Here is a 13,490-nt window from a genome sequence, read left to right as displayed (position 1 = left end):
TTCCCGCGCTTTCTTCAGATACGTTCGCGCCGGTGGCCCCAGACGCTGATGCTGGCATGATCGGCGACCGTCCATGTCGCGCGGTCGACGGCGAGGCCCTCGCAGCCATATTCGACCTCGAAGCCGCTCGGCGTGCGGACGTAGAAGCTGATCATGCGGTCGTTCGAATGCCGGCCCAGCGTGGCGGAAATCTCCAGCCCGGCGGCCATGACGCGATCGAGCGCGAAGCCGACATCGTCGATCCCCGGCACCTCCAGCATCAGATGATGCACCCGCTTGCTGTCGGGCATCCTGGGGGCGATGGCGATCGAATGATGCCGCTCGTTGCAATGCAGGAAGGTCAGCGGGATGACCACGCCCGGCGCGGCCTCGAACAGGATGCGGTCGGACAGCGACAGCCCCAGCACGTCCCTGTAGAAGGCCGCGCTCGCCGCCGGATCGTCGGCGTTGACGATCACATGGCCGAGGCCGTTCGCGCCGGTCATGAAGCGGGAGAGCGGCTGCGGCGAGCGGAAAGGCTGCTCCGGCACCACGCGCGGTCCGTAATACAGCTCCAGCGGCACGCCGTCCGGGTCGGTCAGCCGCGCCAGCTTCATGACGCCGCGCACCCGCGCCAGATCCTCGTCGCGCGTGGCGGCGATGCCCGCTTTCGCGATCCGCGCGAGCACCGCCTCGAACCGCGCCTGCGTGCCGCAATCGAAACCGGCATAGAGGCAATCGTCGATATCGTCGGCATGCAGCGCGATGCGCCAGGCGCACTCGTCCATGCGATAGCGGATCGACCCGTCCGGCCCCGGCTCGCCCGGCATCAGGCCGAGCAGGGCGCTGAAATCCGCCCATTTCTCAGGCGACGATACGCCGATGCCGATATAGCCCAGCGCGCCCACCGCTGCCTCTTCATTCCAAGCGCCATTCATTGTCCGTCTCCATTGGCCGACAGGAAACCGCGCACGGAAAGGCCCCCGTCATAGCGGAGCACCATGCCGGTCGCGGGCACATTCTCGTCCCGCGCGGCCAGAAAGACGTAGGCGGGCACATAGTCCTCGATTTCGGGAATCCGGCCCAAGGGCACGATCTTGTCGGCGACCGCCTCGAAGCCCAGCGAGCGGATGGTCTGATCATCGAGGCCGAGGCTGGCGGGGCCGCTGAGGCCGGTGAGGATCGCGCCGGGCGCGACCGCGTTGACGCGCACCCTCGGCGCAAGCTCATAGGCAAGCTGGCGCACGATGCCGAGCCCCGCATGCTTGGACGCGGTATAGAGCACGCCGCCGCCATTGCTCATCGTCGCGGCGTTGGACAGGGTGAAGATCATGCTGCCCCCGCTATCCGCCAGCGCCGCCGCCGCCGCCTTCGCGCCGAGCAGATAGCCCAGCACGTTGATGCCGAACAGTTCGTGGAAGCCGCTTTCCAGCGCCGCCGCGTCCATCGCGCGCAGCGAGCGGTTGAAATCCCAGATGCCCGCATTGCCGATGAAGCAATCGAGCGCGCCGAACTGCGCGAGCGCGGTTTCGACCGCGCCGCGATGCGCGGCGGCGTCGCGCACGTCGCCTTCCAGGAAGCGGACGGCCTCACCGAGCGCCGCCGCGACGTCCGGATCGGGTTTCCGGCGGTCGAGCACCACGCAGCGCGCGCCCTCGGCCACGAAGCGGCGCACGATCGCCAGCCCCAGCCCCCCGGCGGCGCCGGTGATATAGACGGATTGGCCTGCAAGCCTGCCCATAAGCGCCTCCCCGTTCAGAAGAAAAAGCTGAGGCTGCTGGTGAGCAGCGTGGCCTGATCGAGCAGGATGCGGCGGCGGGCGATGCGGAAGCTGTCGCCCTCCGCGCGCAGCACGTCCTGCCGCTCGCCCGCGAAAACCTCGGTCTGCCGTTCGAGCCGGTTGCGGTAGATGATAAAGGCAGAGCGCACGGCGATCTCGCTCGCCTCACCCCCGCCCGTCTCACCGGCATCGACCCGCACATTGCCGATCAGGTGCCGCGTGCGCGACGGCGGCTCCTCCGCCCAGTTGGTGCCGCTGGCGAATTTGCGCACCCGCATGTCGAGCGAGGCATGGTCCTCGTCGAAATAGGCGCTTTCCTGCGGCGCGGAATATTCCAGCTTCCGCTCGCGCCGCACGCGGTTGGTGCGCAGCGGCATGACATAATGAATGTCCTCCGCAAACAGCGCCAGCCACTCCTCATAGCGGCGGTCGTCCAGCAGCGCCGCCTCGTCATAATAGAAGCGCTCGATGCGATGGTGCAGGATAAGGGTTTCGAGCATGGCGGCGTCATTGCGCGGCATGGTTGGCCTCCCCATGGTCGGCGGAAGGGATAACCGGCGCGTCCGGGTCGGCGAGCAGGCGCTGCCACTGGGTGTAGAAGCCGCGCGCGGCGACTTCGGAGAACACCCAGCCGAGTCGGCCGGGAAGATCGGGATCGGCGGCGTCCGGACGGCCGAGGCCCATGCCGACATGAAACACCGTGTCGCGCGCCACCGGCCCTTGCAGGCAGCGCTGGATCTCGACCCAGTTCTCGCCGTCCTCCTGCTCGAAGATGCCGCTCGCGCTGAACGAGCGCAGCCCGCCGACGCGATAGGCTTCCTTCACCGCGTCCGACGCATCCGCCTCGACCAGGTTCCACGCCCAGACCTCTATCTCGTTCGGGCCCTTGGGGTGCCACACCCGCACGGTGTTGACCGACGGAAGGAAGGAGAAATTCGGGAAGATGGTCATATGCTGCGCATGCATCCGCTGCCCGCGCATCGCGCCCAGCCGCTCGATCGCGCTGCCCATCCCCTCTTCCATCGCATAGCGCGCCACCTCCGGCCCGACGAAGGCGGTGAGCATCTCGCGCCGCCCGGCGTCGAGCAGGAAGCCGGTGCCATGGCCCCGGTCGCTGGTGAACTGGAACCCCTCCCCGCCCCAGTCGGCGGAATAGCTGCCGTCTGGCATCGTCACCGCCGCGGCGGAAAGATGGGCGAACAGCGCATGGTAGGAATCGGACGCGAACTGTTCGGCGGCGAATTTCCAGTTGCAGGGGATCACCCATTTATGGATGCCGCCGATCGCCTCGGTGCCCGCCGGGGAACGATCGAGCAAGATATCGAGATAGAAGGCCGCGTCGCCCAGATAGTCGGTGAAATCGGGGACATTCTCATCCCAGCAGCCGAAGATCAGCCCCTTGTAGCGGGCGATGCGCGGCACCGGGCGGGCGCTCCACGCGGCGCGGTCGACCGTGCCATAGGCCGGTTCCTCCAGCGGCACGCCGACCAGCTCGCCGCCCAGGCCATAGACCCAGCCATGATAGACGCAGGTGAAGTTGCTGGCCTTGCCCGCGTCGGACCGGCACAGGCGCATGCCCCGGTGGCGGCACTGGTTGAGGAACGCCTTGACCCCGCCGTCCTTCTGGCGGACAACGATGACGGGATCCTCGCCCATATAGGTCGCCAGAAAGTCGCCGGGCGCGCGGATCTGCGTTTCATGCGCGAGGAAAAGCCATGTGCGCCGGAAAATATTCTCCAGCTCCAGCCGGTAGATGTCCGGATCGACATAGGCGCTGGCCTCGATCGTCCCGGCGTCCCTGTCGAAGATACGCGTCGCCTTCTCTCGCGCCATGGCGGCGTCAAAGCCCGTCACTGCCGTCTCCTGAATTTTTGATTTTCGTTTCTGGAGAAATCTATATCCTTGACCACCCGTTCAGGCTTTGGCTGCGACATGAAAACACTTGACCGATCGTTCAAAATGACATCGCTCGCGCGGCTGCCCGAACCGCGCATGGAGGGGGTCGATTTCGGCTTTCTGCGCTTCCGCGCAGGCGAACGGATAAAATTTCCGCCCTCGCCGCGAAGCTGGTTCTTTCAGGTGCGCCGGGGGGCGGTGTCGGTCCGGCTGGAGAACGAACCGCCGATTCTCGTCGAGTGCGGCAGCTGCATCGGCATCGACGGCCGCCGCTCGTTCGAGTTCACGGAAATATCGGCCCGGCCCGGCGGGTCGCGCAATTTCGCGCAGCTCGAACCCTGGGTCCCCGATACGGATCATCCGCTGGAACTGGTGGCGGGCCATGCGCCGCTGGAGGCCAATCTGCTGCTGGCGTCCTTCTGGGCGACGGTGCATGTGCCGAGCGATCATCCGGGGCCGGCCGCCAGCTGGATCGCGCAGCTGGGCGATCTGATCGTGCTAGAGCTTTCATCCGATCGGGAGCGGATAGACCGGGCGGGCATATTGCAAAGGCTGGCCGAGCTGATCGTGATCGTGCTGGTCCGCCACATGTCGGAGGAAACCGAGCAATTGCGCAAGGCCCTGCCCACGGCGCTGCATGATTCCCGCATCTGGCGCGCGCTGGCGGCGTTCCACCGCGCGCCCGCCGCGCCGTGGACGGTCGAGGGGCTGGCGAAGGTGGCGGGCATGTCCCGCACCGCCTTTGCCGTGCGTTTTCAGGAACTGCTGGGGGTGCCGCCGCTGCACTGCCTGACCGGCCTGCGGATGGACATGGCGGCGGACATGCTGATGCGCGAGGGCAGCCCGGTCAAGACGATCGCCGAACGCGTCGGCTATAGCGCGGAGGCCGCGTTCAACCGGGCGTTCGTGCGCCGCTTCGGCCTGAGCCCCGGCCGCTGGCGCACGCGCCGCCGCGATGGCGCGGCGCGCTGATCGGGTGCGGGCGTCAGCTGTCGGCGGATGCCGCCGCCTTGCGCCCCCGGCCCAGCCGCCCGCCGCCCGACTTGCGCTTGCCCGAAGGGTTGAAGATCGCGTCGAACTGCTCGTTCGGCAGGCGCTGGATGCGCCGGTTGGTCATGGTCACGTTGCGCTCGGCGCAGGACGCGGCCAGCTCCGCGTCGCCGTCCAGAATGGCGTAGAGCGTTTCCCGGTCCCGTTCCGCCGCTTCGATGATCTCGGCCTGGGTCAGCGAGCGGATGTAGGCCACGCGATAGCGGGACCGCCGCAGCCGCCGCCATTCCGCCGCCATGATGCCGTTGCCGGAAAGGTCCATGATCACGCTGTGATAGCGGGCGTCGACATCCACCAGCGCGTCGGAATTGGGGTTGTCGATCAGCGCGCCGTAATCCTCGATCACGCTGTGCACCAGCTCGCGCGAGCCCGGCTCGTCGATCCGTTTCGCGGCAAGACGGGCGGCGAAGGATTCGTAGAGCGCGCGCACCTGAAGAAAATCGGACATGTCCTTGCGGGTGATCGCCTGAACGATGGCCCCCTTGTTCAGCTCTATCTCGATCAGGCCGTCGGCGGCGAGCTTGCTCATCGCCTCGCGCACCGCGCCCCGGCTGACGCCCAGTTCCTTGACCAGCTCGGCTTCGGTCAGACGCTCGTTCGCGCCGAAATCGCCCGAAGTGATGCGCGCCGATATTCTGTCATAGACCAGACTGGCGACAGAACGCTTCGCATCATCGTCATCAGAACCAGACCTCGCCATTTTCGACTTTCTCCCGATTTCTTCAAAAATTCGCGCAGCACCGCAATACGACTACGGATGACAAGGTGCAACGACCCGTATTCATGACCCCCCGCCCCCGGCGGCAGGGGAATCCGCCTTCATCCGGGCAAGCGAGACGAGCCCGGCCAGCCCGACCGCCAGCAGGCAGAGCGTGGCCCGGCGGAAATCGGCAAGGGTCGCCGTGCCGCCCGCCCCGGCCAGCTGGATGACGATCGCGGTCGTCGCCACCGCAAGGGTGCCCGCAAGCTGCTGGCTGATGTTCATCAGGACATTGGCGGCGCCCAGCTGCGCGGCGGGCAGGTCGGAAAGGCCCAGTGCCGACAGGCCGGTGAACAGCACGCAGCGCGCCATGCCGCAGGCCGCGATCACCGGCACGATGATCCATTCGCCGGTCCCCTCGGCAAAGCCGAGCGTCGCGGCCACCGCGCCCAGCCCGAACAGGCCGGACCAGAGCAGCGCCCGGTGCTGCCCCACCCGGCGATAGACCGGCACGACCAGCGGCTTGAACAGCAGGTCCCCGGCGGTGAGCGCCAGCATCAGCAGGCCGGTGCGCAGCGGCTCCAGCCCCAGCGCGAGCTGGAGGATCAGCGGCAGGACGAAGGATTGCGCGCGCAGCGGCAGGCGCAGCAGCATGCCCCCCGCGATCGTCGCGGCGCGAAAGCGCGGCCAGCGCAGCGGGGCGAGCGAGAGCAGCGGCGCGGGATGGCCGCGAAAATGCCGGACGGCCGCCGCGCCCGTCAGCAGGCCGGCGAGGAGCAGCGCGAGCGCCTGCGGCAGCCGGTCCGGCGTTTCAAGGCCATGCAGGCCCGCGAGCAGCAGGGCCAGCGACAGGCTGCTCAGCAGCGCGCCGATCCAGTCGAACGGCGTCTTGCCTTCGACCGGAACCGGCGGGATCAGCCGTGGCGCGGCGAGGGCGACCAGCAGCACCGCGGGCAGGTTGAGGAAGAAGATCATCGGCCATTGGCCATAGGTGACGATCAGCCCGCCGATCGCGGGGCCGATGGTCGGGCCGATCAGCATCGGCACGGTGGTGAGGTTGAGCGCCGCGACATATTGGCCGCGCGGGATGGCGCGCAGCAGGATCAGGCGGCCCACCATCGTCATCAGCCCGGCCGCCGCGCCCTGAAAGGCGCGGGCGCAGATGAACCATCCATAGCTGTCGGCAAGGCCGCACCACAGCGATGCGGCCCCGAAGGCGAGATTGCCCAGCACGAACAGGCGGCGCGCGCCATAACGCCCGGCGATCCAGCCGCTGACCGGCAGCACCGCGACGGCGGCCGCCATGTAGATCGACACCGCCAGCCCCAGCGCCAGCGGCGACACCCCCATGTGCCGCGCGATGCCCGGCATCGCCGTCACTAGCACCGCCTCGTCCATCAGCGCCATGAACAGCGTCACCGAAACCGCCAGCGTGATCCGCCGCGCGGCGGGGGAAAGCGGTTCGGGCGTCATGCGGCGGCGACGGGAAAAGCCGGGATCAAGCGTTCATCGCCCCGTCCCCGGCGCGGCAGCCGAAAGCCGGGCGAACAGCAGGCGCAGCGCGATGCCGGTCGCGATCAGGCTCACCGCCACGCCATAGACCGGCTTGAACAGCAGCACGGCGGCCAGCGGCCAGTGCGGCGGCGCCACTCCCACCATGGCGAGATGCGCACTGATGCCCGCCAGCCCGCCGATGCCGCCCGCGGCGATGGCCCGTGCCGCTATCCGCCCGCGTATGCCGGGCAGCAGGGCGGCGGCGGGCGGGCATCCCTCGACCCGACCCTTGCGGATGCGGCCCAGCACGAACAGCGAGGGCACCAGCGTCGCCATGAAGGATATGGCGAAGCCATGGGGCGCGGCGTCGACCGCCAGCGACGCGACCGCGCAGCAATAGGGCACGCTGTCCATGCCGCCGAACACCAGCCAGGCGGCGGCAAGGCTGAGCGCCGCGTTGACGGCCGCGCCCGCGATCATCTCATTGCGGATCTGCCGCTTCTGCGCAGGGTTCATCGCGCCTGCCCGGTCACGCGGCGGCCACGACCGGATTGCGCAGCACGCCCAGCCCCTCGATCTCGATCCTGACCTCGTCGCCTTCAGTCAGAAAATCGGGCTTGCCGCTGTCGGGCGGCGGCGATCCGGTGAGGATGATGTCGCCCGGCCGCAGCTCGAAGAAGTTCGAGAGATAGCTGATCAGCGCCGGTATCCTGAACACCGCGCCCGATGTATTGGCATGCGTCCTCAACTCGCCGTTGAGATATTGGCGCACCTCCAGAGCATGCGGATCGGCGATCTCGTCCGCCGTCGTCAGCCATGGCCCCATCGGCGCGAAGGTGTCGAAGGTCTTGGCCATCATATAGGGGCCGGTCGCGCCGACGAGGATCTGGAGGCGGTGGCTGAACGCGGTCACGTCGTTGACGATGGTGTAGCCGCCGACATGGGCCATCGCGTCCGCCTCGCTGATCTCCCGCCCCGGCTTGCCGATCACCACGGTCATTTCCGGCTCGACCACGATGTCACTGCCCGCCCTGGGCAGCCGGATCGCCTCGCCGTCGCCGATGATCGCGCTGTCATATTTGGAAAAGAAGATCGGCGAGTCCGGCAGCTTCGCCATCGCCGGGTTGAGATAATTGACCCAGCTGCAAATGATCTTCGACGGATTGGCGATCGGCGCGAGCAGCCTCACCGCGTCGAGCGGGATCGCCGCGCCGCCGTCAGCGGCAAGGGCGGCGCGCAGCGCGTCGAGCAGGCCCGGCCCGCCTTCCAGCACCGCCCGCATGTCACCCGCCGCCGCGTTCGCCGCCAATCGCGGCAGCAGGTCGCCGAGCGGCCGCACGCCGTCGCCGACGACGACGCCGCTGCGCACGCTGTCCTCATAGGAAAACCGACATAGCCGCATGATCTCAACTCCTTTCCGGTGCATAAAGGGCGGCGGCGTTGCGATAGAGCACCGCTTCGCGCGCATCCGGTTCCAGATCCGCCACCGCATCGCGCAATTGCGCCACCATATGGCCGTAATCGCCGCGCGACTGGCCGATGTCCGACCCCCAGATCACCCGCTCCGCCCCGAAGCGGCCGACCACCGTGCGCACGAACGCCCGCGCATCCGGCGTGCATTCGAAATTGATCGTCGACATCTTCATCGTCACATTGGCGCAGTCGGCCAGCGCCAGCGCCGGTTCGATGAACTCCGCGCCGATCGGCAGGCCCTGCTCGCCCAGCCATTTCTGCTCGATCACCGCCGGATGGGCGCCGCCCACATGGTCGATCACGAAGGCGGCCTCGCCATAGCGCTCCGCCAGCCGCCGCACTTCGGGCAGCACCGCCTCGCGCTGCACATGCAGCACATGGATGCAGATCGGAATGCCGAGATCGGCCGCCGCCGCGAACGACGCCGCCGCCTCGCCGGACGCCAGCCAGTCGAGCGAGGCGGAGGGGAAACCGGGCGAGACATAGCGCACGCCCGCCGCGCCGCCCTGCTTCACCAGATCGCGCAACAGCGCAGGCGTCGCCGGGTCCGCCGAGTTGAGCACCACGACCGCGCGGAGGCGATCGGGCAGCTCCGCCGCGCAATCGAGGATATAGCTGTTGTCATAGCCATAGATATGCGCGCGCTGCACCGCGCAGGCGGCGGCGACGCCGTTCGCGTCCATCAGCGCAAGGAAGCGTTCCTTGCTGTTGGGCAGGTCGAACTCGCCCGGCGCGAGCTTCCCGCTCAGCGGCCTGGGCGGATAGGCCTGCCGGTCCTCGCAGACGAGATGGGCATGGGTGTCGAAGATCATGGCCGGGCCGCTCAGAATTTGCGCGCCAGAAAGGCGCTGACGATATTGGCGAAGGTTTCGGGGTGCTCGATCATCGCCCAGTGGCCGCAATGCGGCAGGATCACGCCGGTCGAATTCTCCAGCAGTTCCAGATAGCAATAGGCATGGGCGATCGGCACGACCTTGTCGTTCTTGCCGTTGACGACGAGGATGCGGTGCTTGACGCCGGCGATCTCCTCATCCTCGATCCACAGGCCCTGCCGTTCCTTCAATATCTTCATCGTCGCGCCGAACGCCTTCGCCTGCGCGGGCTGCACCGACAGGTCGAGGCGATAGCGCACCATCGCCGGGTCCGGCTCGTACCGGTCGTTGGTGAGCGCGCGGACGATCCGCTCCATCCCGGCATAGGTGAAATCATATTCGGTCAGCGCGGTGAGCGCGCCGCCCATCGAACGGTCGAGGCCCGCCGACCCCATCAGCACGATGTCGCCGACCAGATCGGGCCGCCGGATCGCGGTGGCGAGCGCGGTGCGCCCGCCCATGGAATTGCCGACGATATCGACCGGGCCGAGTTGGAGCGCCTCGATCAGCGCGACGAGCTGGTCTACCCGCGCATCCGGCGTATAGGCGAAATTTTCGGGATCGGGCGCGTCGCCGGAACCGAAGCCGACCATGTCATAGGCGATCACGCGCCGCTCCCCGGCGAGCAGCGGCATGCACAGCCTTTCCCAATTGCCGCGCGCGTCCGCCCCGGCGCCGCCGCCATGGATCAGCAGCAGCGGCTTGCCCGCGCCCGCCTCGATATAATGGGTGCGATAGCCCAGCGTGTCGACATAGTTGCTCGGTAACTGACTCATGGAAACCCCCTCCTGGGTGCCGATGGCAGCGGGCGCGCCTGCCATCTCATCTGTTCTGGATAATGAACTTTATCGTCCTACAATATTTCATGTCAATCGAAAATTCTGGTGGTGAAAAGCACCGGCTTAGCCGCTCCATATGCCTGAATTTCGTGATAAAATATTGATTTATCGTCATAATAATCGCGACCACAGACATAAGCCTTATCATCCTACACTTATCCAATTTCGATTGACACGAAAGATTGTCCGACGATATTGAGGGCATAAGGTCGGCCCCGCCGCGTCGGGCATGCGGCGCGGGCCCAGTCAGGACGAGGATATTTCCATGAACAGCGAACAGCATCGACTTCTCACCCAGGTTGGCAAGGGAACGCCGATGGGCGATTTCATGCGCGGCTATTGGCACCCGGTGGCGCTCTCCTCCCAGGTGGAGGCGGACGGCGCGCCGCTGCTCACCTGGCTGCTGGGCGAACGGCTCGTCGTCTTTCGCGACACCGAGGGCAAGGTGGGCGTGCTCGACGACCATTGCCTCCATCGCGGCGTCTCCCTCAGCTTCGGGCGCAACGAGGAATGCGGGCTGCGCTGCATCTATCATGGCTGGAAATTCGCGGTGGACGGGCGCGTGATGGAAACGCCGAACCACGACAATGCCGTCTATCGCGAGCGCAAGCGCGCCAAGGCCTATCCGGTCGAGGAACGGTCCGGCCTGATCTGGACCTATATCGGCCCCGCCGATCGGCAGCCGCCGCTGCGCCGCTTCGATTTCGACAGGGTGCCCGACGACCACCGCACCCTCTTCCGCGCCAACAGCAAGGCCAATTATCTCGCCCTGTGGGAAGGCGGCGTCGACAGTTCGCACGTCGGCATGCTGCACACCAACGACGCCCGGCCCAGCTGGGGCGCGGCGCGGCGCGGCGAGGAGGTCGAAAGCTCGGCATGGGACAGCCTCGCCCCGACCTATGAGGTGGTCGATACCGACTATGGCTATCGCTATGTCGCCTTTCGCGGCATTCCGGGCCGCGACGACGCGCGCCACGCCCGCGCGGTGCCGGTGATGCTGCCCAATATGCGGATCATCCCCGGCCATCTCGCCTTCGCGATCGCGATCATCGAGGTGCCGATGAACGATCAGGAAACCGCGACCTACCAGATCGCCTATACCCGCGACGAGCCGGTGGACCGCGACTGGATGCGCGCCTTCCTGGGCTTCAACGGCCCCCGCTATGACGAGAAGAGCTGCGAGGTCACGATGAGCTGGCCGCACGACATGGGCCAGAACCGCGCGGCGATGGCGACGACGAGCTGGAGCGGCTTCGACGCGATCGAATTCGAGGACGTCGCGATGGCGATGTCGCTCAACGATCGGGAATGGGATCGCGGCGAGGAAAATCTGGTGGCGGCGGATATCGCGGTCATGCGGCTGCGCCAGATGCTGCTGACCGCGGTGAAGAAGCATCAGGACGGGTCGCCGCCGCAGGCATCCGATATTCAGGACATCAGCCACGCGCTGTCCTATGATCGCGTCGTCCTCGACAGCGAGGACTGGAAAGCCCTGTGACCGCGACAGGCAACGGGAAAGAACGACGGAGAAGAAGATGAGAGTGCTGGAAATTGTCCTCCGCGTTTTTCTGGGGCTGTTCCTGCTGGCCAACGGGTTGAACTTCTGGTTCCACTGGATCCCGATCACGCCCCCGACGCAGGAAACCGCCAACCGCCTGATGGACGGACTGGTCTTTTCCGGCCTGTTCGAAATCGTCAAATTCGTCGAGATCGCGGCGGGAGTGCTGCTGCTGGCGAACCGCTTCGTTCCGTTCTCGCTGCTGCTGATGCTGCCGCTGACGGTGGTGATCCTCTATGCCGACATCGTGCTGATCGGCACGGCGGAGACATGGATATTCGCGATGCTGCTGGCGGTGCCCCAGTTCGCGCTGATGCTGGCGCATCTGCCCAATTATCTGCCGATCTTCGCGATGCACAGCCGGCCCCGGATGACCACGGCGCAGGACGTGCGCGACATCGTGCTCCACCGGGCCTGATCATCGCGGCCGACGGCGCGGACAGAGGCGAAGCCCGCCGCGCCGCCGCCAGCCGAAGCGAGTGCGAAAAGTCGAGAGGAAAACCAAGTGTCAGGCCCCGTCGAAACCATGCTCCCCGCGCCGCGCGGGCTTTCCGTATCCGGCTTCGGCAGGATGCAGCTGCGCATCCTCTTCCTGGTGCTGCTGCTCTACGTCATCGACGGCATCGACACGCAGGTGCTGAGCGTCGCGGTATCCACGCTGGCGCAGGATTGGGGCCTGCCGCTTTCGAGCTTCGGCACGGCGATGGCGGCGGGCTATGCCGGGTCCGCCGCGGGCGCGCTGCTGGGCGGGTTGCTGGGCGACCGCTTCGGGCGCAAGCCGACCGCCGTGGGCGGCGCGGTGCTGTTCGGCCTCGCCACGCTCGTCATGGCCTTCCTGCACACGCCGGGGCAGCTGGCGGTGATCCGCTTCATCGCCGGCCTCGGCCTGGGCGGATGCCTGCCCCCGGTGCTGGCGCTGCTGACCGAAACCATGCCGAAGGCGCGGCACGGGCTGGTCGTGTCCTTCGCCATGCTGTGCCATCCGCTCGGCATTTCGCTGACCGGGCTTGCCGGGATGACGATCCTGCCCGCCTTCGGCTGGCAGATGCTGTTCATCGTCGCGGGCCTGCTGCCGATCGCCGCCGCCGCGATTCTGCTGGCGGCGCTGCCGGAATCCCCGGCCTATCTGATCCGCTTTCCCGGTAAGGCGAAGCAGCTGGAGGATCTGCTGCGCAAGCTCGACATGCCCGCGCCCGAACCGCCCGCCGCCGACCGGGAAGAGGGCAAGGCCGGGAAATATCGCTTCGGCCTGCTGTTCGCCCCCGGCGAGCGGGCGCGGGTGGTTTCGCTGCTGACGGCCTTCTTCTTCGCCTATCTGGCGATGACCATGGTGCTGAGCTGGCTGCCCGCGCTGCTTTCCAGCGCAGGCTTTTCGCAGAAGGTCGCCGGGACCGCCCTCTTCATCTGGAGCATCGCGGGCATCGGCGGGATCTTCTTCGCCGGTCTGCTCACCGGCAAATATGGCGTCGGCCGGGTGCTGCGGGGGCATCTGGCCGGTGGCGCCGCCGCCCTCATCCTGCTGGCGATCACGCTGCCGACGCCCGATCACGGCTATCCGCCCGTTTATTTCTACGGGCTGATCGCGATCGGCGGCTATATGCTCAACGGGACGCTGACGTCGCTCTATGCGCTCGCCACCGCCAGCTTCTCCTCCGTGGTGCGCGCGAGCGGGATCGGGCTGTCCGCGACCATGGGGCGGGTCGGCGCCATACTCGGCGCGCTGACCGGCGCGCAGGCGCTCGGCCTGCTGGGCACGCAGGGCTTCTTCTCCCTCGTCGCGGGGTCGGTGCTGCTGGCGCTCGCCGCGCTGATCGCGGGCAGGCGGCCGGGCCTCTGAAACGATCCACCC

General features: G+C 67.3%; 14 protein-coding genes. 4 read left to right on the top strand and 10 right to left on the bottom strand.

The genetic code is table 11. The annotated features are described in order from the left end of the window. Positions 1-14: 14 nt before the first annotated feature. The 4 genes from GGR43_RS13895 to GGR43_RS13880 are packed head-to-tail and all read right to left on the bottom strand — an operon-like array spanning position 15 to position 3,613. Positions 15-917, bottom strand: coding sequence for a VOC family protein (locus GGR43_RS13895; protein ID WP_223177454.1), 903 nt, complete (start codon positions 915-917; stop codon positions 15-17). Further along, the gene (locus GGR43_RS13890) at positions 914-1,720 is read right to left on the bottom strand and encodes an SDR family NAD(P)-dependent oxidoreductase (RefSeq protein WP_188072574.1); all 807 of its coding nucleotides are present in this window, start codon (positions 1,718-1,720) and stop codon (positions 914-916) included. The genes GGR43_RS13895 and GGR43_RS13890 overlap by 4 nt, the downstream gene beginning before the upstream one ends. A 14-nt stretch (positions 1,721-1,734) precedes the next feature. Further along, positions 1,735-2,280: an aromatic-ring-hydroxylating dioxygenase subunit beta gene (locus tag GGR43_RS13885; RefSeq protein WP_246343745.1), complete on the bottom strand. Its 546-nt coding sequence runs from the start codon at positions 2,278-2,280 to the stop codon at positions 1,735-1,737. Continuing rightward, positions 2,267-3,613: an aromatic ring-hydroxylating oxygenase subunit alpha gene (locus GGR43_RS13880; protein WP_223177453.1), complete on the bottom strand. Its 1,347-nt coding sequence runs from the start codon at positions 3,611-3,613 to the stop codon at positions 2,267-2,269. Before GGR43_RS13880 ends, GGR43_RS13885 begins: the two co-directional genes overlap by 14 nt. A gap of 105 nt (positions 3,614-3,718) precedes the next feature. Here GGR43_RS13880 and GGR43_RS13875 point away from each other — a divergent pair, with 105 nt between their 5' ends. Then, positions 3,719-4,627 carry a helix-turn-helix domain-containing protein gene (locus GGR43_RS13875; RefSeq protein ID WP_188072572.1) on the top strand — a complete coding sequence of 303 codons (909 nt, stop codon included), beginning with the start codon at positions 3,719-3,721 and terminating at the stop codon, positions 4,625-4,627. 13 nt (positions 4,628-4,640) lie between these two features. Here GGR43_RS13875 and GGR43_RS13870 read toward each other — a convergent pair whose 3' ends face one another. The 6 genes from GGR43_RS13870 to GGR43_RS13845 form a co-directional block, all read right to left on the bottom strand. Beyond that, the gene (locus GGR43_RS13870) at positions 4,641-5,405 is read right to left on the bottom strand and encodes a GntR family transcriptional regulator (protein ID WP_188072571.1); all 765 of its coding nucleotides are present in this window, start codon (positions 5,403-5,405) and stop codon (positions 4,641-4,643) included. A gap of 81 nt (positions 5,406-5,486) precedes the next feature. Beyond that, the gene (locus tag GGR43_RS13865; protein WP_188072570.1) at positions 5,487-6,878 is read right to left on the bottom strand and encodes an MFS transporter; all 1,392 of its coding nucleotides are present in this window, start codon (positions 6,876-6,878) and stop codon (positions 5,487-5,489) included. 33 nt (positions 6,879-6,911) lie between these two features. Next, on the bottom strand, positions 6,912-7,415 hold the full coding sequence (locus GGR43_RS13860) for a hypothetical protein (protein ID WP_188072569.1): 504 nt from the start codon (positions 7,413-7,415) through the stop codon (positions 6,912-6,914). A gap of 13 nt (positions 7,416-7,428) precedes the next feature. Next, positions 7,429-8,301 carry a fumarylacetoacetate hydrolase family protein gene (locus GGR43_RS13855; RefSeq protein WP_188072568.1) on the bottom strand — a complete coding sequence of 291 codons (873 nt, stop codon included), beginning with the start codon at positions 8,299-8,301 and terminating at the stop codon, positions 7,429-7,431. Between the two features lie 4 nt (positions 8,302-8,305). After that, positions 8,306-9,184, bottom strand: coding sequence for an amidohydrolase family protein (locus GGR43_RS13850; protein ID WP_188072567.1), 879 nt, complete (start codon positions 9,182-9,184; stop codon positions 8,306-8,308). An 11-nt stretch (positions 9,185-9,195) separates the two neighbouring features. Next, entirely contained in the window at positions 9,196-10,020 is an 825-nt protein-coding gene (locus GGR43_RS13845; RefSeq protein WP_188072566.1) for an alpha/beta fold hydrolase, read from the bottom strand. A gap of 328 nt (positions 10,021-10,348) precedes the next feature. On the opposite strand from GGR43_RS13845, the gene GGR43_RS13840 reads away from it, so the two are divergent. The 3 genes from GGR43_RS13840 (at position 10,349) to GGR43_RS13830 (ending at position 13,478) form a co-directional block, all read left to right on the top strand. Beyond that, entirely contained in the window at positions 10,349-11,581 is a 1,233-nt protein-coding gene (locus tag GGR43_RS13840) for a Rieske 2Fe-2S domain-containing protein (RefSeq protein ID WP_188072565.1), read from the top strand. A 43-nt stretch (positions 11,582-11,624) separates the two neighbouring features. Further along, a complete protein-coding gene (locus GGR43_RS13835; protein ID WP_223177452.1) occupies positions 11,625-12,059 on the top strand; it encodes a DoxX family membrane protein in 435 nt (144 codons plus the stop codon). Between the two features lie 87 nt (positions 12,060-12,146). Then, entirely contained in the window at positions 12,147-13,478 is a 1,332-nt protein-coding gene (locus GGR43_RS13830; RefSeq protein ID WP_188072563.1) for an MFS transporter, read from the top strand. Positions 13,479-13,490: the final 12 nt, after the last annotated feature.

This window comes from Sphingobium jiangsuense, assembly GCF_014196495.1.
GTDB classification, from domain to species: Bacteria; Pseudomonadota; Alphaproteobacteria; order Sphingomonadales; family Sphingomonadaceae; genus Sphingobium; species Sphingobium jiangsuense.
The sequence above is the reverse complement of the archived record's forward strand: the minus strand, read 5'-3'. Positions and strand labels throughout refer to the sequence as shown.